The 19112-nt window shown below is 41.4% G+C and carries 26 protein-coding genes; all 26 read left to right on the top strand.

From position 1 onward, the window contains the following. The first annotated feature begins 11 nt into the window (after positions 1–11). The 26 genes from SATMO3_RS28415 to SATMO3_RS28290 all read left to right on the top strand — a co-directional run bounded on the left by SATMO3_RS28415 (position 12) and on the right by SATMO3_RS28290 (position 19064). On the top strand, positions 12–245 hold the full coding sequence (locus tag SATMO3_RS28415; RefSeq protein WP_371374342.1) for a hypothetical protein: 234 nt from the start codon (positions 12–14) through the stop codon (positions 243–245). A gap of 3 nt (positions 246–248) precedes the next feature. Further along, a complete protein-coding gene (locus tag SATMO3_RS28410; RefSeq protein ID WP_371374339.1) occupies positions 249–524 on the top strand; it encodes a hypothetical protein in 276 nt (91 codons plus the stop codon). After that, entirely contained in the window at positions 517–867 is a 351-nt protein-coding gene (locus SATMO3_RS28405; protein WP_371374337.1) for a YcbK family protein, read from the top strand. Before SATMO3_RS28410 ends, SATMO3_RS28405 begins: the two co-directional genes overlap by 8 nt. Further along, entirely contained in the window at positions 864–1313 is a 450-nt protein-coding gene (locus tag SATMO3_RS28400) for a glycoside hydrolase family 73 protein (protein WP_371374334.1), read from the top strand. The genes SATMO3_RS28405 and SATMO3_RS28400 overlap by 4 nt, the downstream gene beginning before the upstream one ends. A gap of 12 nt (positions 1314–1325) precedes the next feature. After that, complete coding sequence (locus SATMO3_RS28395; protein ID WP_371374332.1) at positions 1326–1514, top strand: hypothetical protein; 189 nt, start codon at positions 1326–1328, stop codon at positions 1512–1514. An 18-nt stretch (positions 1515–1532) separates the two neighbouring features. Further along, positions 1533–1826, top strand: coding sequence for a hypothetical protein (locus SATMO3_RS28390; RefSeq protein ID WP_371374329.1), 294 nt, complete (start codon positions 1533–1535; stop codon positions 1824–1826). A gap of 2 nt (positions 1827–1828) precedes the next feature. Continuing rightward, entirely contained in the window at positions 1829–2014 is a 186-nt protein-coding gene (locus tag SATMO3_RS28385; protein ID WP_371374327.1) for a hypothetical protein, read from the top strand. Positions 2015–2065: 51 nt separating this feature from the next. Then, on the top strand, positions 2066–2689 hold the full coding sequence (locus tag SATMO3_RS28380; RefSeq protein WP_371374324.1) for a hypothetical protein: 624 nt from the start codon (positions 2066–2068) through the stop codon (positions 2687–2689). A 50-nt stretch (positions 2690–2739) separates the two neighbouring features. Further along, complete coding sequence (locus SATMO3_RS28375; RefSeq protein ID WP_371381816.1) at positions 2740–3225, top strand: sigma-70 family RNA polymerase sigma factor; 486 nt, start codon at positions 2740–2742, stop codon at positions 3223–3225. A 97-nt stretch (positions 3226–3322) separates the two neighbouring features. Continuing rightward, a complete protein-coding gene (locus tag SATMO3_RS28370) occupies positions 3323–4510 on the top strand; it encodes a fibronectin type III domain-containing protein (RefSeq protein WP_371374322.1) in 1188 nt (395 codons plus the stop codon). A gap of 135 nt (positions 4511–4645) precedes the next feature. Then, positions 4646–4870 (top strand): hypothetical protein, encoded by a 225-nt coding sequence (locus SATMO3_RS28365; RefSeq protein ID WP_371374319.1) that lies wholly within the window; start codon positions 4646–4648, stop codon positions 4868–4870. A 215-nt stretch (positions 4871–5085) separates the two neighbouring features. Continuing rightward, positions 5086–5601: a hypothetical protein gene (locus tag SATMO3_RS28360; protein WP_371374317.1), complete on the top strand. Its 516-nt coding sequence runs from the start codon at positions 5086–5088 to the stop codon at positions 5599–5601. Between the two features lie 116 nt (positions 5602–5717). Beyond that, positions 5718–6599: a hypothetical protein gene (locus SATMO3_RS28355; RefSeq protein ID WP_371374314.1), complete on the top strand. Its 882-nt coding sequence runs from the start codon at positions 5718–5720 to the stop codon at positions 6597–6599. A 255-nt stretch (positions 6600–6854) separates the two neighbouring features. Then, the gene (locus SATMO3_RS28350) at positions 6855–7856 is read left to right on the top strand and encodes a hypothetical protein (protein ID WP_371374311.1); all 1002 of its coding nucleotides are present in this window, start codon (positions 6855–6857) and stop codon (positions 7854–7856) included. 56 nt (positions 7857–7912) lie between these two features. Beyond that, entirely contained in the window at positions 7913–8326 is a 414-nt protein-coding gene (locus SATMO3_RS28345; RefSeq protein ID WP_371374310.1) for a hypothetical protein, read from the top strand. 125 nt (positions 8327–8451) lie between these two features. Continuing rightward, the gene (locus SATMO3_RS28340; RefSeq protein WP_371374307.1) at positions 8452–8808 is read left to right on the top strand and encodes a hypothetical protein; all 357 of its coding nucleotides are present in this window, start codon (positions 8452–8454) and stop codon (positions 8806–8808) included. A 479-nt stretch (positions 8809–9287) separates the two neighbouring features. Continuing rightward, positions 9288–9503: a helix-turn-helix transcriptional regulator gene (locus SATMO3_RS28335; RefSeq protein WP_371374304.1), complete on the top strand. Its 216-nt coding sequence runs from the start codon at positions 9288–9290 to the stop codon at positions 9501–9503. Positions 9504–9680: 177 nt separating this feature from the next. After that, positions 9681–9836 carry a hypothetical protein gene (locus SATMO3_RS28330; RefSeq protein ID WP_371374301.1) on the top strand — a complete coding sequence of 52 codons (156 nt, stop codon included), beginning with the start codon at positions 9681–9683 and terminating at the stop codon, positions 9834–9836. Between the two features lie 149 nt (positions 9837–9985). Then, entirely contained in the window at positions 9986–10129 is a 144-nt protein-coding gene (locus SATMO3_RS28325; RefSeq protein ID WP_371374298.1) for a hypothetical protein, read from the top strand. A gap of 239 nt (positions 10130–10368) precedes the next feature. Then, the gene (locus SATMO3_RS28320) at positions 10369–10578 is read left to right on the top strand and encodes a hypothetical protein (RefSeq protein ID WP_371381815.1); all 210 of its coding nucleotides are present in this window, start codon (positions 10369–10371) and stop codon (positions 10576–10578) included. A gap of 390 nt (positions 10579–10968) precedes the next feature. Continuing rightward, positions 10969–11187: a hypothetical protein gene (locus tag SATMO3_RS28315; protein WP_371374295.1), complete on the top strand. Its 219-nt coding sequence runs from the start codon at positions 10969–10971 to the stop codon at positions 11185–11187. 698 nt (positions 11188–11885) lie between these two features. Then, positions 11886–13502 carry a PucR family transcriptional regulator gene (locus tag SATMO3_RS28310; protein ID WP_371374293.1) on the top strand — a complete coding sequence of 539 codons (1617 nt, stop codon included), beginning with the start codon at positions 11886–11888 and terminating at the stop codon, positions 13500–13502. A 147-nt stretch (positions 13503–13649) separates the two neighbouring features. After that, positions 13650–15086, top strand: a complete 1437-nt coding sequence (locus SATMO3_RS28305) for a hydroxymethylglutaryl-CoA synthase (RefSeq protein WP_371374290.1) — start codon at positions 13650–13652, stop codon at positions 15084–15086. Then, the gene (locus tag SATMO3_RS28300) at positions 15086–16270 is read left to right on the top strand and encodes an acetyl-CoA acetyltransferase (RefSeq protein WP_371374287.1); all 1185 of its coding nucleotides are present in this window, start codon (positions 15086–15088) and stop codon (positions 16268–16270) included. The genes SATMO3_RS28305 and SATMO3_RS28300 overlap by 1 nt, the downstream gene beginning before the upstream one ends. Before the next feature lie 116 nt (positions 16271–16386). Continuing rightward, entirely contained in the window at positions 16387–17577 is a 1191-nt protein-coding gene (locus tag SATMO3_RS28295; protein WP_371374284.1) for a CaiB/BaiF CoA transferase family protein, read from the top strand. A gap of 122 nt (positions 17578–17699) precedes the next feature. Continuing rightward, complete coding sequence (locus tag SATMO3_RS28290) at positions 17700–19064, top strand: MFS transporter (RefSeq protein WP_371374282.1); 1365 nt, start codon at positions 17700–17702, stop codon at positions 19062–19064. The last annotated feature ends 48 nt before the right edge of the window (positions 19065–19112 follow it).

Genomic DNA, 19112 nt, shown 5'->3' with positions numbered 1-19112 from the left:
AGAGGTGAGGTGTGGGAGATGATGTGATCCAGCGCCTGTTTGATAAAATTGACGGCGTAGCCCATGATACGGCTACAATAAAGGCGCAACTTGAAGAAAGGGAAAATCGTAAACACGAGGTGCGTATTCAAAAGCTTGAACTTTGGAAGGCGGCGCAGGAAGGTGTTTCGGGTTTTATTCAGCGCTGGGGACCGGTTGTTATTTCAGGTTTGATAGCTATATGGGTAGCGACGAAGGGAGGTTGATCCATGGAGCTTCTTAAAAAAATTATGGACGGGCTGCTCTATGAAAATGGTCAATTAAGTCTTACAAGAGTGCTGGCTATCAGTGGATGGCTAGCATTTTTGTTTGTAAGTTTTTATCTTGTTTGGCGCGGAATGGGTTGGCAGAATTATGAAACATTCGCTAGTCTTACCGGTGGTGGTAGTGCTGCCACACAGATAGCAAACAAACTGATAAACAGCAAATATAATAGCCAAGTCGGGCAGCCGCTCGACATGAGAGGGGATAAACAGAATGGCTAAATATTTCTCAAAAGAAGAGTTTGCGTGCAGGCATTGCGGGCAGGAACCAGGCATTGATGTCCGGTTGCAAAACATTCTGGACGCTATGCGGGAGCAGGTTGGCAGGCCCCTACAACTGTCCTGCGCGTATCGTTGCCCGGAGCATAATGCCGAGGTTGGCGGCGTGCCGAATAGCTATCATGTGCAGGGAATGGCCGCTGATGTGCTGGTGCCGGACGACATGAGCGTCAATGAATTGGCCGAGATTGCTGAGCAGTGTGGCGCTGATGGTATTGGTCGGTATTATGAAAGCCTATTTGTCCATGTCGACACACGCGGCTATACGGCGAGGTGGTCTGAGTGACACCAGAAGAATTTATTTCATGGTTAGCGCCGGCGGCCCAAGCTCAATGCAAACCCTACAACTTGCCGGCCAGTGTACTTATTTCTCAAGGTGCGTTAGAGAGTGGCTGGGGCAGGTACAAGATCGGCGAGTACAATATCTTTGGCCGCAAGTGGGGCGGCTGGGGTAACTACATTGAGAAAACCACCTGGGAGTGTTACAACGGAGAATGGCAGCAGATTACGGCTAAATTTCAGGGATATGAGTCCCTATTGCAAGCGTGTGACGATTGGTGCATCCTGATCACCCAGGAGCCATATTATGCCGATGCCTGGGCGGCCTGGTACAATTCGCACGATGTAGAGCAGTTTGTACGCGCATTAGTCCCGGTATATGCAACTGATCCGGATTATGCTGATAAAGTACTCAGTACAATCTGGGCTAATAATTTAACTCAATATGATTAGGAGGGGAACACAATGCAAGTAACTTTAACGCGCGCCGATCAATCTGGGGTATTTGCTTTGCCGGAAGGCAAGACTACAGCAGATATCCAAAATGTTTTGTTGGACGGCATGCCGACAGAAATTGTCTTCGTAAAGAATCAAACGGAAATTGACGTACCGGCGGCGCAGTTAAATTCAACCGTGACTGCTATTTTTAAATAAAAATTGGAGGAATGAATCATGAGTGAAGAAACCACTAATGTTGAAACCACGGAAGCTACCGAAGCAATCACGGAAGCCATTACTGTTGATGGAGTAGATTTATCTACTCTGACGGCAGACCAACTTGCCGCATTAGCCCAGGAAGAGTGGGACGAATTTTATACTGTTGTTCTCGCCGCGCTCAAGGCCCGGGGCGAGGATCAGATATCAAAGCTAAAAACCAAGATCAAAGCAGCGGCGGACACAGTTTTGCCAGTCATTAAATATACTGCAGGCGCAGCAGTGGTGCTTAAAGTGTTCGGGATTATTTAGCCATGACAAAGGCAGTATGCTTTACAGCCTTACTCCTGGTAGGCCAAGCAGTTGTCTATTGTAACCGGTATAAAAACGATGGTGGGGGCCATGACGGCGAGTTATGGCTCTACTTGTTGTCTATGATTGGTGGCGCGTTTGGGGTCATGCTGCTGGCATTGGTCGGCATTGTTAGTTTGTTACAATAAAAAATACGCCGCTGGAGAGGCGGCGCATTAAGGGAAAGGAGAGTAGAAACTATGTTTAGCTTAACCAAGCGCCATGCAGTTATACTGCTTGGCGTTGTTTTATTGGTGGTGGTGGCCGGGTGGGTGCTATACCAGAATTACTACCAGCCACAGACGGTTACCGGAGAAAGCCAGCAGCAGGCCGAAACACCGGCAGGTGTGGGGCAGTCCGCAGATAATGCCCGGGTAAAAATGCTCGAATCTCAGTTAGCGGAAGCTGCCCTACAAATTGCTGAACTGAAGAATAAACCACCGGACACGATTATACAGACAGTGCCGGTGGAAGTTGAAAAAGTTGTCATTAAAGAAGTCGAAAAGCGCGGTGCTAACTTTGCCATTGTTACCGATCCGGCAAATCCAGATAAGACAGTTGACTTAACCGAAGTTGCTTCTATGCCCGAAGGAACTACCGTCAATCTCAATCAGTACAATGTGTATGCCTACCGCAAGGTTATCCGAGGTTTTAATATTATTCCTGATTGGTCAGAATCTGTTAAAAAAGCCAGCCCTCGCATTCAGGAACTAACATTTGATGCTAGCCGGCGAATTACAAAGGATGGCAAGTACCTGGGCGGCGTAGTCGGATATGATTTTAAACACGATGAAGCAAAAGCCGGAATTAGATATTCATTTTAGCTTTAGTCCTCGGGAAACCGGGCTTATTTTATTTTTAGGAGGCGAGTCGAATAGACAAACAACATCTTTGCCAAGAATTTAAGCCGCTCGTTAAAAAGTACGCGGGAATATATAGACGGTCAGTCCCTGATGCCGAATCCGAAGCGTGGCTGGCCTTGCTGCAAGGAGTGCATAGTTTTAATCCTGAACAGGGAGTCCCATTGGCCGGCTATCTCGAAAGCCGAGTTAAATTTGGCCTACTGAATCTTTGGAAACAAGAAATGAAGCGAAAGCAAATGGAATGTCAGGGGGACAATGTGCTTGCATATATAGCGGCCCCGGATGATCCGCAAGCTGAGCTGGTATATAAGGAAATTATTGAGCGTATGCTGACAGCGCTGCATGAGTTGCCCCAACGGCAGCTCATGGTATTGATTCATATTTTTGTCTATGGCCGTAAGCTGGCATACATTGCGCAGGTACTGGGAATTACGGTACAGGCAGTGAATCAAATAAAAAATAGAGCGTTGAGGCGTTTAAAAAGTCGGTTGATTTGAATGTATATAAGTGAAAGCTGATATACAGGAAACACACAGTGATATAAGAGTTCCTTGGATATATTGGAGTTCAACTATTAATTTGGAGGAATGTGAAATGGCGACATTAGGTAAAGCGTTGACTGCACCAGAGAGTGGGTGGCAACGAATCAACGATGATAATGAGAACATTACTTACAATGGAGCGTGGTATTCGAATTCAAGTTCGTCTTATTATGGTGGCACACTTAAAACCAGTTTAGTTAACACATCAAGTGCTTGTTTTAATTTCACTGGAACAAAGATTAGAATATTAGGGACCGCGGTGAACCATACTAGATATTCTGGTCAAGTGGTTATCTCAATTGATGGCACTGAGTATAGTTATACTCACCAATATTCAGCTACTGCTTTTCAAGCATTGTTATTTGATAAAACAGATTTAAGTGATACGCAACACTATGTCAAAATATATTCTGTGCCGAATATTCAATGGAATATAGATGCAATTGATATAGATTCTAATGGAACAATAGCACCGTATAATTCGGAAATTGAGGCACCTACAAATCTTGTCGCAGCTTTAGAAAATTCCCAAGTGACACTTTCTTGGAGTGCAGTAACGGGTGCTGCCAGCTACAACGTTAAGCGTGCAACAACTTCTGGGGGAGAGTATACAACGATAGCTACTGGTGTAGCTGATACAAGCTATGTTGATACCGCTATTGAAAATGGGGTTACTTACTATTACGTAGTTTCTGCAGTAACTTCAGATGGTGAAAGCTCTAATTCCAATGAAGCTTCGGTGAGTACTCCGATGAATCTTATTGCAATTGCAGGTGACGCCCAAGTAACACTTACATGGGCAACAATAACTGGTGCAATCAGCTACAACATTAAACGAGCAACAACTTCTGGAGGAGAGTACGCAACGATAGCTAGTGGTGTAACTGATGCAAGCTATATCGATACAAACGTTGAAAATGGGATCACGTATTATTATGTTGTTTCTGTAGTAACTGAAAATGGTGAAGGTACTAGCTCTAACGAAGCATCTGCAACACCGGTTGAAGAAGGTCGGGTATTGCTAGTTATTGAAATGGTAAATGGACTGAAAAAGGAATACAAAGTTACTGTGACTGAAGTTGAAGCGTTCCTTACTTGGTACAAAAATCGTGCCGATGATACAGGTGATCCGTATTATATTTTTGATAGCAACTTTAACCTTGGGCCATTCACCAGCCGGAAAGATTACTTGGCATTTGATAAGATACAAAACTTTGAAGTAATGGCATACACTGAGTAAATTGTTGCAGCCGCCTGCCGGGTTCGTCCTGGCGGGCGGCTTTTTTTGTTTTTATGGCAAGTTCTTCTAAATGAATTCTAAGAATTGGTATATATATTTGCAATATAGAGAAAGAAATCTACTGGGGGAATATCAATGAAGAAGATGTTAGTTCTAATGATTGCGATGTTTGTTTTGAGCCTTTCTTCAATAGTAAGCGCTTATGATAATCAACAAAGTTCAGTTCCAAATTATCAAATGATGGCTGTTGCCGATCAACCGCAGCCTGATCCTAACGATCCGCATCATAAGCAACAACCTAAATCACGTCATAAGCAGCAGCCCAAGCAACAGCAACCACAGCCTGAGCAACCAAGATAAGATATTAAAATCATTAAAGCCCGTCTCTCAGCCATTTTTACTGGCCGGGGAACGGGCTTTTTTGTTTTATTCCTTTCTCTCCTAGTATATCTGAAGATTGGACGATGGAGGTTTATCCTTTAAATATCATAAAGTATAATAATAGAAGGAGGTATCCGATATTTTAATTGATAATGACGCAATTTCGACATGGTTAAAGAACGAGGAGGGTTACGGTGAAATTTTATCATGGGACAAGTATTTATCACGGCATGAGCATTATTAAAGATGGTAGGATTAAAAAGACTACGGAAGATAACACTATATATCAAGATGTTCCGGAAGAATATAAAACAACTCCTGGATATGTGTATTTGACAACATCCGATAATCAAGCATTTCGATGGGGGAAAAAAGCATTATTTCATATGCTTCATTATAAAAAAACGACTATGGAGTCGGAGCTTTCAGAAGCTGAAAAATTAGGAATATATATTTTCGAAGTAGATATTCCTGATATTTCAGTTTTGGAACCAGATATAGATGAATGTGACTTAAGAGTAAAGACGAGAAGAATTGATAGATGTAAAATATGTACGTTAGACAACTGTATAGATAGGATTGGCTCTGTCCGATTTAAACATGATTTATTTATCGGAAAGGAAATTAATCGATTAAAAGTAATGTCTACAATGACTATGAATGATAAGTTTATGCTTTTAAAAGATTGGTCTAACATTGTTACTTCGTAGATGATCTACACATAGTCTATTCGTTTGCGCAGCCTGCCGGGTTCGTCCTGGTGGGCGGTTTTTTATATTTGCGGAATAATTTTGGGAAGATACGGTTAAGGTAGGAAGAAAGGAGCGTGAAGGAAATGCCGGCTGTAGCGGAAACGGAAGAATTAGATTGGCAAAAAGTCTTAGAGGTTGGAGCAAGTTCGCTCGGTTCTACCCTTGCTAGAGAAATAATTCGGCAAATGTTTGGAGGGCAAGATAATACGGCAAGTTTAGTTGCTGCGGCAATCGAAGAGATTTGTAACCGTTTAACTAAAATAATAGATAACGCATTTATGCAAGAGTATATCGCTGATACGAATAGTATTGCAAGTCGATTAAACGCTTATAAAGACTCGGGCGACGTTAATATACTAGATGAGATATTTGCCGATGCATCTGATACCGTACATCGCTTGAAAAGATTTGACACAATAGAAAGTATTACGACATGTAATTATGTCAGTACATTACATCTTGTTGCTACCCAGGCGTTGTCGGAACACAATTCAGGATATCGTCAAACACTACAAAAATTAGGTAAAGATTACGCCGAATGGTCTCAGGCGAAGAGTGAGAGAATTATCGAGTTGACAAGAGACAGTGTAGGGCAACTTATGATTGGATCCTTATCTTCTAAAAATATAAATTTTGGATACGGCATAGATGCAAATCAAAATTTAATAAAATTTCATGCGACGTTTCTTGATATGTGGGGTTCTCCTGACTTTAGTTCATGGCAGTATATTAGATCAGAAGCAGTTAATATTAATCCCCAACATTATTTTAAAGATTCAAATGAATACATACTGAACGACGAAGGGAAAAAAGATCGAAAAATTTTAGAAGAATTTTCTAAGTTTCAAGTCTATGCTAAAAAATCGAGAGATGATTTTTTTAATAAGCGCATGGATGTGGCTAACAAACTAAGAAATACTATTCTATCAGCATGTAACAGATGGCGTTCCTTGTAACAAGATTTTGCCCTGCAAATGCAGGGTTTTATTTTGGGCAGAAAAATACCGCCTATTCGGTCTAGGTAGTGCCGCTTTGCCTGTAGCAGAAGGGTTTTTTTGTTTAATAAGGCAGGAATTTACAAGTAAGTGTATAATTTGTAATATAATAAATTAGTTTTGGGGGTGGACACTCTGTTAGATATACAAAATATAACACATCACAGTGATCTGCTGAGACTATCGAAAAATCAATTAGTTGAAATCTGTACGGATATGGATTTACCGACTGATGGTTATCGACCGGAACTTGCTTTTAGTGTATGGGAAAAGGTAAAAGGGAATACTCAACTTCAGAATGAAAAACTGAAGCCTTGGAAAACGAGACTTTTGTGTGGACGTACATCTGTTATGTGGTACCAGTTAGATGTTGGCACGTCCAAAGGAATAAAGGAAGCTCTTTTAAAGCAATGCGGATTTAATCCGTTCAATGATATAAAAATGCCACCAAAAGAAGAATTAACGAGTACACCGATTTTAATTAGTGCTGCTAGTGGTGATAATGAAAGTGAGTATTTTCTAAGATTTATTTATAAATCTGGAGTAACAAAAAATATATATGGAGACGAGATGCAACTAATACCTAGCAGTAGTATTGTAACAGTATATGTTAATGAAGACATAAATTGCTTTGAAGTTCGATCTGAACCAGGAACTGCCTCAAAAGTAGCAAAAAGTTTTGCGCGTTTAATTAACCGAGAAATAGCATTAGCACCTAGAAATATACTAGTGCCTTTTGGTAATAATGTAGAAGCGATGGCGGATGCACTAGGCGGTAATTTGATTGAAGCTCTTTCCAAGCCTGAGTCTTTGCTTGAGGATTTTACATCAGAACAAACGGAAGCTATTGCAAAAGTATTGACTGCATTTGATGAATACTTAGCTGCAGAGGATACTGATAGTTTAACTAAAGAGCTAAAAGACGCAAAAATTGCTTTCGGAGATGAATTACTAAGCGTTCCTTTTGCGGCATTAATATTATCAGGAATTGAAAAGGTTTCATTAGGTGTTGCTGGTCGTGATCTAAGAGAACTGGCACTATACGATTTTTTAAAACCACATTTGCAGCATCAAGGGGGGTTCATTCAGTTTGTAGTACAAGAGGATGGTTTGCCGCAAAGCTATACTATAAAGGTTGGTCTCAAGAGTAATAGTGTATATTTTGTTACACCTGCGACAGAAGATGTATTAAAATTTGTTCGTGAACGTATCTTTTAGTCTTGACAAATGGTATAATTTATAGTAATAAATACTTACAGGGGAGGTGACTAGGTATGGCTTTAATTTGGAAGGTAGACGAGGTTGTCAATGAAATAGCATTGTGGCCTATAAAGAAATTCTATCCTACACTTATTGCAAAGCGTACCGGACTCCCCATAGACACTGTTTTTGCTCGCCTTTTGGAATTAACTAATGATCATAAATTATGTGTAAAATGGGAATTAAGATGCCCAGGTGATAATTGTGCACGTACATTGCTAGTTCTTGACGAAGAAGCTATTAAACTTAGGGACGTTTTCTGTCAGTACTGTGGTCAAGATTTCTGTGAAGACGATTATGGTGATGTATATGATTATATTTACCCCGCTTTTGAAGTCTGCAGAGAGTATAAAGAATATTTAAGGCAATCCAGTTTACAGACTAAAAAAAAACAACCACCAATGAAAGGAAAGAAGTTTTTAAACTAGGAGATAATCAACCAATATCATTATCTCAGATACTTAAAGGTAATATTAGTAATATGCCATCAGAAATAAGTGCACCATTTATGGTTAACATTTTTCAGAATTGTGATTTTGCGGAGGGATTACTAGTGAATACTAAAAATAGTTTTGGTGGGGTTACAGTTAATGGTAACCATGGTGCTTTGGGGATAGGTTCTGACCAGACAATTGTTAATGTAAATCATGAGGCAGTTAAAGAATTGTCGGCAGAGTTAATTAAGGAAATAAAGGCTTCAAATATTCCAGATACAACAAAGAAAGAACTGGAGGAATCTGTTAACGAAGTTAGTAAGCAGGTTAATTCAGGAAGTCCTAATAAAATTACTTTGACGGGCATGTTGAGCGGAATTAACGCAGCAATAAATACTATAAATAATTCTCCGTCATTAATAGAATCATTCACTAAGTGGAAAGACTTTATACTGCCTTTAGTTGGCATTAACTAATTATCATGGCCGCATCCTCCGGGGTGCGGTTTTATTTTTAAAGGTAGAGACATGCGGTATTTTTTTGCAAATCAAACAAACATTACTTGCTTTAAAGCAAGTAATGTGTTATAATTAAGACATAGAGAGGAGGTGAGCAGAATGTGGTTGAATGGTTAGAGGTACTAAAAGACCTAGTGATAATAGGGTACACCACCTACAAGTGGTACACCGAAATCACTAGGCAAAAGAAAAAGCGCTCTCGGCCTCGCAAGCAAAGAAAGCGCTAATTCACCGGGGAGGGAAACCTCCCCACCTCTTAACCACATTCTAACAGGTATGAATACTAAAATCAAGTTTGTTGACTGGGGCATGTTGTTTATCTTTATTCTCTGGTTGGCATCGGTAGATTTTAGCAACATGGAGTGGCATTCCTGGCTTGCAGGCGGTTTGGTTGTTTCTTATCTAATATTTTACGCAGTTCGGCGGGTAATTAATAAATGAAATACGAATTTGACACAGAAAAAGAGCTAATTCCGTTTATTGTTGACAATATTATTACGACCCGTGAAGCTATGGAAATCCTTGGCTGCTCCCGGCAAAACATTGACGATTTAATTAAGCGTGGTAAGCTGGCCCCAATAAAAAAATGGGATAGGGATAAACTTTTTTGGAAAGAGGATGTGCTGGACAGATTAAACCGACTGAGTAAATAGTTACGCCCTTGGCATGTGCCGGGGACAATATATTGCAAAAGAATATTTGTTCTGTTGACACATTTGTTTACTTGTCATATTATAAAATACATCCGACCAGTAGGCTGGCATTATAATAATGTAGCCCTCTACTCAGCATTTTATATTGAGTAGAGGGTTTTTCGTTGAGGTGATAAGATGATAAATTCTGTAGCAATTTTACTAGACGCTGGTTTTGTTCTTAAAAAAATGGAAGCAGAGCTTGGTAGAATACCTACTTCTCAGGAGATTTATGAGTTCTCATTGCTTTGTGTAAAACCAGACGAACAGTTGTCTAAAGTTAGCTATTTATAATAAAAGCACTCCTCTTATTACATAGAACCATCATATATCCCGGCCTGTGTGCCGGGTATTTTTTTATTATTTATGCAACTGACTTGATATATTGTATTGACAAATAATCAAAGATGATGTATAATTAAATCATAGAAAGGAGGTGTAAAGTGGACGCCAAGCAAAAAGAGCTTCTCGAAGTAGCGGCCCTGCTGATCGGAATAGCGGCAAACCTAATCACGATAGCAGAAGCCCTGAAGAGAAGCAAGAAGCCCCGGAAAAACCGCCGTAAGCCTCGCAAGCGTAGACGGTAACCCGGAGCAGGTAGCGAGGGAGGGAAACCTCCCTTACTACTAAAAGTATAACATGTTTAGTGTCCACATTCAATTATGACAAGATGGGGTAAACTAACCTTATTATCAACTTCAATGCTAACGATTGGCATGCTGCTGCGCATGACCTGGACCATTGATAATATACTCATATTACTGACTGGAATTTTGCTTGGAACTTGCTTGACTGGTGCAATAGTTTGGTGGAGGGACAAAAATTGGTGACCAAGAAACATGGCGGGGCCCGTCCAGGTGCCGGAAGGCCTGAAAAGAAACCAGATGAAGTTGTGCAACGTAAACAGCGGCAGCTTCGCGCTTTTGATGACGAATGGGAAATTATTAACCAGTTTGGCGATTTGGTTAAGCACTGGAATAAAAAGAAGTGTAAGGAAGTTGTACTGAAGTTAATGCTGCAAAGAGATAGTGAATAGTAAAGCCCCTAGCGTGTGCCGGGGGCTTATTTTGTGTTATTACAACAAAAGGAGAGTAATGGTGTTGTGAGTAAAATCTTATAATTCTATTTAGTTTTAGGGTTATTATTGCTGGAATTAATTGTTTTATGATAGAATAAACAAAAAAAGGAAAAGAACATATGTTCTGGGTGGAGGGTGATTGAAAAAGAAAATGACATTAAAAAAAGCAAGATTAAAATTTAATATGATTATGTGTTCGGCGGATTAGACGACATGATTTTGAACTGAACAATTTTTTTGAACAGAACTGGGACGGAGTAAGTGTAACGAATAAAATAATTTCTATTAAATTCTACTGATTGTCAATAACATGTAGTCTTGATATTACCAAACGGGGAGTGGCGTCATATGGTAAACGGCAATTCAAATATCGATGCAGTTACGGAGGGAATTACTTATTGCTTTTCCCGGAGCGTAGATTGCCAATCTTTAAAGGTAGCTCGTAACCTACTTAAAAGTATGAAGTTGACGGAAGCCGATATTAATACTGTAATATTTATGTTTGCAGCAAGTTGTGCCAAACATTATAATTATGGATTTACCGCTGCTAAAAATAACGCAAGGTAAGTCAGGAGAATTGGGAACAGTTTTGGGAACACTGTTCCCAATTTTTTTATTTTAATTGGGTGTTTTTTAGATATTTGCTAAAGTAGAAATGTAGATTTTATGCGCCTTTATACACTTTCACACTTTTGTAAATACTAGCCCAAGCAGACTTCAAAACCGTTCGTTCGGCACTAACCTGCCGTTGGTGGGTTCGATTCCTACACACTCCCGCCATAAAGTAATCAAGGCTTCTGAGGTTTTTACTCAGAAGCTGTTTGTTTTTAGCGATTGTTTGCGGAACGATTTGCGGAGCGATTGACTCTAAAACACAGCTAATATGGTTGTACGTATACGTTTAACCAATAGAAGTAGCATTGGACATTGACATCATGCTCAGCACACCAGACAGAAATGATCTGTCCGCTACTATAGCATTCCCGGATGATTTTTGTCCATTGATTCCGGCGATATTGCTATATTGTGATTTGCTTTTCTGGGATACATGCTCTAAACCTCCTGGTTGGGAGTTTTTCAAGTTACTCTAAAAACTCTATGTCTTAATTTAGAGCCATTATCCATGGATTTAGTTTGAGTACTATCCACTATTTTATTTGGCGATTACGTTATAGCAGGTATAATTGTGTCGAATATAGAAGAAAAATATCATGCTGTGGTATTTAGAAAGTTTGAGCGGAAAATAGAGGAGAAGGAGTAAGAATGTGAATATAACCGTAGCGCAGCTCTGTAGGTTACCACTCTTTGTGGAAGGGTTTAAACTAATTGCCGGCGCTGAAGGTTTGAATAGAGAAGTCCGGCTTGTTACCGTTATGGAAGTTCCCGACTTTCCCGAATATATGCAAGAGAATGTTTTTGTGCTTACAACTTTATATGCACTTAAAGAAGATCAAAATCTTGTAGGTGAAATTGTTGCTAAACTTGGTAACATGAAGATTGCGGCTTTAGCAATAAAAGTAGGGCGTTTCATTGAAGAAGTGCCATCCTATGTGATCGAGACTGCCAATAAATATGGACTGCCACTTTTTTCGATGGATAAGAATATAACCTTCCGTGAAGCTATTAGTGCAATATCTACAGAAATAATTGAAAGTCAATTTAATACATTTAAAGATTTGAATAACCAATATGAATCTCTCCTATCGTCCGTTCTAAAAGGAGATAAAATTGAGGTATTTGTTAGGAGTCTTGGAGAGAGTCTGAATTGTTATTGTGCTTGCGTATCGCCGCTAGGACAAATAGTGGCTCATTATTTCCCTGCTGAATTTCAAGGGGGGGAAGAGGACGTTGAATTGCTGGTTAATGAAGCCGGTAAATCACGACGAAGCCTTTTGGGATACACGCAAATAGATAATGATTACTTGTTTCCCTGCGTGGCGCGTGATCAGTTCTTGGGGTATCTTGTATTAAAAGATATTGATCCAATGAGTGACAGTCAATTGCTTTTTGTAAGGCAGATGGTCGCGTTCTTGTCAATAAAACTATTGGAGAAACATCTCGTTATCGAAACAGAGCAACGTATGATAATCGCTATTGCGGATGAGATTCTTTTTAAGCGTTATGAAAACGAAGCTTTATTGAAGGAGCGAATTAAGCTTTTAGGATTAACTCCCCAAAAATATCATTTTGTTATATTCATCTCCTTTCGTCATACAGATTCTACCGATTCGCTGCAATTTGAAAGTCACCAGTTGCTTACACGATTGCGATCGGTATTTACCCATAGCGCCGTTTTTCTTAGATCGACAGAGATTGTGGCGATTGTTTCATTACCTGACCAACCTGGAACAACTTACCATAAAACTATAAAGCGGGCTATGACGTCCCTTATGAAAAGTGGGCAAGGGCACCAGAATAATAAATTTGATTTAGGGTATAGTCTGATAATTAGAGATTTAAGGCAAATTCCTGACTGTTATGAACAGGCGAATAAGGCTGTAATGTTAGGAAGAATCTTTAAGCCCGAATCTAATTTGTTTTGGTATGAAGAGTTTATCAAAGAAGGCTTACTTCTCCACAGTTTGGATACTAATGAGTACAACATGATGGCAAGAGCGATTATAGAGCCAATTAGGGAATATGATAAAAAGTGTAATGCTGAATTATGGGCAACGCTGGAAGCCTGCCTTGTCATGAGTTCTTTGGAGAAAGCGGCGCAAGCGCTGCACATTCACTCTAGCTCGCTTCGTTATCGGCTGCAGAGAATACATGACATAACCGGTACTAACTTCTTTTTGCCGGAGGGGAGATTTGTCTTGCAGATAGCCTATGTTTTATCGAAGCTGGACTCCGGGGTGACTCCTGAGGTTTCTCTTAAGTAATGTCTGATGTGAGAATATTGGTATTTAATGTTATTCGTAGAAAATTAGGAAAATAGCCTTGTTCTTTTAGAGCCTTTTTGCGAAGGCTCTATTTTTATTTTGCAGAAATCAAATAGTGTAGTCAAAAACAAAGATAAGGGGGGCTTTATGATGAGTGTAGGAATATCGTCATTGAGCGCATATGTGCCGTACTACCGCTTAAAACGGGAATCTATAGCACGAGCATGGGAACGACGAGCAATCAAAGGGGAACGAAGTGTAGCAAATACGGATGAAGACAGTTTAACAATGGCTGTTGAAGCGGCGATTTCGTGTATCGAGAATGCTGATCGCCAGGAAATTGATGCACTGTATTTCGCTTCGGTGACTGCGCCATATGCGGAAAAGTCGATTGCAAGCACGATAGCCGTTGTATGTGATTTGAAAGATGATCTTGTTACATCTGACTTTTCCAATTCGACGAAAGCTGGAACAGGCGCCTTGAACGCAGCAATTAACGCGGTCAAAGCAAAATCGGCAAGAAATGCGCTAGTTACTGCAGCTGATTGCCGTAACGGTTTTCCAAAATCCGATCAAGAGCAGCTATTTGGCGATGCAGCAGCAGCTCTGTTGATTGGTTCGGAAGACCTAGTTGCAGAAGTAGTCGAAAACTATTCGGTAAACACCGAGATTATTGATGTATGGCGAAATGCTGGCGAAAAATACGTAAATCATGGTGAGGGACGTTTCAGCACTGATAAAGGTTATATTACCGCTATGACCCAGGCAGTAAAAGGCATCTTAAAGAAAGCCGGTAAAAAACCTGAGGATATTCAAAAGGTAGTTTTGACTACTCCTGGCCTGAAAGATAATGCTGCTGTTGCCAAAAAAACTGGCTTTATACCTGAGCAAATTCAAGATTCCTACATGTTGCAAATCGGATACTGCGGTACTGCTCAGCCGCTGTTGTTGCTGTCTGCTGCGCTGGAAGAAGCCAAGCCTGGCGATCTCATATTGCTGGCCGCATACGGAAACGGTGCAGATGCCTTTTTGTTTCAAGTAACAGATCAGGTACGTAAAATCCAACAAAAGCCAAGCGTTAGAGCCGCTTTGGAAACTAAAAGAACGCTGGAATCGTATAGTCGGTATTTGTCTTTCCGCGACTTGCTTGAGACTGTGCCTGGCGAGCCTTTTCGGACTTTCCCATCTAATTCTGCCTACTGGCGGGAACAAAAAGGCATTCTGCGTCTTTATGGCAGCAAATGTACAAGCTGTGGTCAGGGAATTTTCCCAATAAACAGAGTCTGCCCTTCCTGCGGTGCAAAAGATGAGCTTAAGGAAGTTAGACTTTCTGACCGTCATGCAAAAGTATTTACCTATTCCATAGATAATTTGGCAGGGCGCGGTGACGACCCGGTAGTTGTCCAGACAGTTGCTGAAGACAGTGAAGGTTTTCGCTACTATCTGCTAATGACTGATTTTAATAATGAAGAAGTACAGGTCGGTATGGAAGTAAAGTTTACCTTCCGGAAGATATATGAAGGCGGCAATTATATTAATTATTTTTGGAAATGCCGCCCGATAAGAAATGGAGGTGACCAGTAATGTCAATTAAAGATCAAATTGCAATAGCTGGTATGGGATGCTCGAAATTTGGGGAGCGTTGGGATTGCGGAGTGAGTGACCTTGTCGTTGAATCGTCTTATGAAGCTTATGAAGATGCGGGAGTGGGTCCTAAGGACATCCAGGCGGTATTTGTCGGGCAAATGTATGCACCGGTCGGCGGATTGGCGGGCGCTCAAGTTATTGATGCGTTGAAACTTAAGAATATTCCTGTCATCAGAAACGAGAACTGGTGCTGTGCGGGCCACGTTGCTCTGATTTCCGCGATTATGGCTGTCGCCAGCGGCGCTTATGATGTTGTCATGGCAATTGGCGTAGAAAAACTTAAAGATACCGGATTTCCGGGACTTGGAGCCGGTCGCGGCATGAACCCTGTTTATGAAGCCAGAAGGACAGCGCCCGGATCGTTTTCCTTGATTGCCACCCGGTACTTTGAACAGTACGGGCTTACACTGGAGGAAGGCAAGCAGACCATCGGAAAGATTGCCGTCAAAAACCATAAGAACGGTATGTTAGCACCTAAGGCACATTTTCATAAGGAAATTACACTTGAGGAAGTCATAAAGGCGCCAATTATTTCTTCGCCGCTTGGTCTATATGATTGCTGCGGCAACAGTGATGGTTCGGCATGCGCAATCATTACCCGCGCCGACACAGCGAGAAAATTACGTGAAGACCCCATCTACGTAAAGGGATTTGGAATATCAATGGATACAGTTCTGCCTCATACAAGACCAGGATTTAGCTGGACAAGTTTTGACGCTTTAAAAACCTCTTCAGCCAAAGCTTACGAAATGGCGGGTATCAGAAATCCGCGCACCGAGATTGACGTGGCAGAAGTTCACGATTGCTTCACCATCACTGAAATGCTGATTTATGAAGATTTTGGTTTTAGCGCCAGAGGAAAAGCAAAAGAAGATATTGACGAAGGATTTTTCGAACTGAACGGAGGATTGCCGGTCAATGTCGACGGAGGACTTAAATGCTTTGGCCATCCCGTTGGCGCCAGTGGTTTACGTATGACTTATGAAATCTATAAGCAACTTCAGTATAAGGTGGATAATCCCCAACGTCAGATAAAAGATGTAAGCCGCGGCCTTTCTCACACCTTTGGCGGAGGACCACAGTTGAGTTGCGTGTTTATTGCTGGTAACGAACCAGGTTAACAGCTATTGCTAAGTTCGGTTTCGCATGGAAATAGAATATAGGCTTTGCATATATGCTCAGATTTGCATCGTGGAATAAAACGTACTCGGCAGAATATAAAAGGGGAGATTTCGTGATGGCACAAAAAGGTGCGCTAGATGGATTAAAGGTTCTGGATTTGACTAGGGTATTGGCTGGTCCCTATTGTTGCGCTATTTTGGCGGACTTGGGCGCCGATGTTATAAAAATTGAGCAACCGGGCACAGGTGATGATGCAAGATTTTTCAACCCGTTTAAAAACGGTGAGAGCTCTTATTATATGAATATGAACCGCAGCAAACGGGGAATTACCTTAAACCTAAAAAAAGGTAAAGACATATTCTTGAAAATGGTCGCAAGTGCCGACGTTGTGGTTGAAAATTACCGCCCTGGAGTAATGAAGAAGCTTGGATTAGATTATGAAGAACTGAAAAAAGTGAATCCGCGGATTATTTTCGCAGCTGTTTCGGGATTCGGGCAAACCGGGCCCTACAGCCAATGGCCGGGTTATGACCTTATCGCCCAAGCAATGAGTGGTCTTATGAGCGTTACCGGTGAGGCAGACGGAGATCCGACCCGGGCGGGCGGCCCTATCTGCGATGCTGTCGGCGGATTGACAGCCAGTATTGGAATACTTGCTGCTCTGCAATACCGCAACAAGACGGGTATTGGGCAAATGATTGACATTTCGCTGCTTGATTCGGCGGTTTCTATTATGGCAATCATTAATCAGCATTATTTGGTGGATGGACGGATACCTCAACGCCGCGGGAACTCCTACGAATCGGGTGCTCCAATGGAGTCTTACAAAGCAAGTGACGGAGACATAGTTCTTGCTGTTGGCAACGACAGAATGTGGAAAAAATTGGTTGAGTTAATGGAAATGCCTGAACTCCTCGAAAAGTCTGAATTTGAAACCGTTCACAAGCGCGTACAAAATCGGATTGCGTGCAAAGAATACATTGAACAGTGGTCGAAGAAACGGACGGTGGACGGATTGGTAAAAATAATGATTGATACCGGCATTCCGGCAGCGCCAATTTATAATATTGCGCAAGTATGCAATGATCCGCATATTGCCGGGGCTCGAAATATGTTCACCGAATTCGACCATCCGATTGCCGGTAAAGTGAAAGTCACAAATACTGCAATACGAATGAGTGAAACAGATGCATACGTCAAATGCCCGCCTCCTACTTTGGGGCAGCACAATAATGAGGTGTATAAGGAGGTCTTTGGTTTTAGCGAAGAAGAGATAGCAGCTTTTCGTAAAGACGGAATAATTTAATGAACTAAGATATGGAGTATCAGTAGGGGCGGTAACGCCCCTGCAATACGGTTTCTATTTTTAATAAATAACAAGATAATTTGTCGGAAAATTTTGGAATATATAGGAGGTATATAGCGAAGATGTTTGAAAAGTTTTTCTGGAGCAAACCAAGTTTCCGGTTCATAGTCCTCGCAGGCGCTGTTTTGATTTACACTTGTTCACAAGCGGTACGATGGAACTATGCAAGTATTACTCCGTACTTGGTTACTGACTTTGGTATTGGCAAACCCGAACTAGGGCTGTTAGGATCTGCTTTCTTTTATGCATATGCAGCTACGCAAATCCCTTGGGGTGTTGCTCATGATAAGCTTGGCGGCAGATCGGTCCTGCCTGCTGGATTCATAATAGTGTCTTTATTTTTAGCAGGTTTTGCGACTGCAGCTACTTTTACTCAAGCAATGGGATGGCGTGTAGCCATCGGCTTTGCGTCAGCATCTGGATTTGCGCCGGCCAATGCCCTCTTGTCTAAATGGTTTGAGAAGAAAGAACGTGGCTTTGCCTTAGGGATTTATTCTTCTCTTGGTGGCGGTTTAGGTGAAGCAATGAGTTTTGTCTTGATGCCTCTGATCGCGTTGCTTTTAAGTGATGGTAGAACTATTTTTGGTTATGCTAGTTGGCGAGGATCTACCATAATTATGGCTGGAACCATTTTAGTAATGTCCCTTATAGCTGCATTCTTGCTTCGCTCTGATCCAAAAGATATGGGGCTTGAATCTATCGCAGCAAAAGAAGAAAAAGCAGCGGTTCCATACAAAGAGGCGGTATGGGTGGCAATTAAAGACCCATCTTTTTACTTGATCACAATGTGCTTTTCGGCCTTTACCGTTGGATGCCGCCTGCTACCTGCATGGCTGCCTATGTACGGTACAGCTATGTATTTGCAAACCACCGATATGTCTAAAGCAGAGGCAGTATTAGCCGGTAGCATTGGCGTTACCATGTATATAGCAGGACGGTTGATTGGGACACCGATTGTCGGAAAAGTCTCAGATTATTTATTGGCAAAGTATAATTTTTCTCGTAATTCAATGGTTGCATGGCTTATGGCTTTTTCAGTTGCAATGTTCTACGCATTTACCCATCCAATGCCAAGCGTAACCCTTTTCGCTGTTTTGTCTTTCATCGGCGGCGTCTTAGTCACTGCGTTTCCAATTATTAATGCTATGTGTGCTGAGGCATGGTCTATTGGGGCTGCTGGGTTTAACAACGCGTTGATGAATACCTTTGGTCAGATTATTGCTGCCACGGTACTTGCGATGAGTGGTTTTTGGGCTGTAAAATATTCCGTAAAAGGCGGAGGCTATTGGATGGAGTTTGCTGGTATTTGGTATCTGGGAATCTTAATATTCTCATTAGCTTTTATAGCAGCGATGATTACTGTTTATCGGGAGAAACAACATCGTAAGGCCGCAGTAGTTGAACAGCCCGAGCCCGAGGCTATCTAACAGATGGCTGTAGTAGAGAGAAAATTTTCTCCAGAATTTGTATTAGAA

Origin of the sequence: Sporomusa aerivorans, assembly GCF_041428895.1 — a bacterium.
GTDB classification, from domain to species: domain Bacteria; phylum Bacillota; class Negativicutes; order Sporomusales; family Sporomusaceae; genus Sporomusa; species Sporomusa aerivorans.
This window is presented reverse-complemented; position numbering and strand designations above follow the sequence as displayed.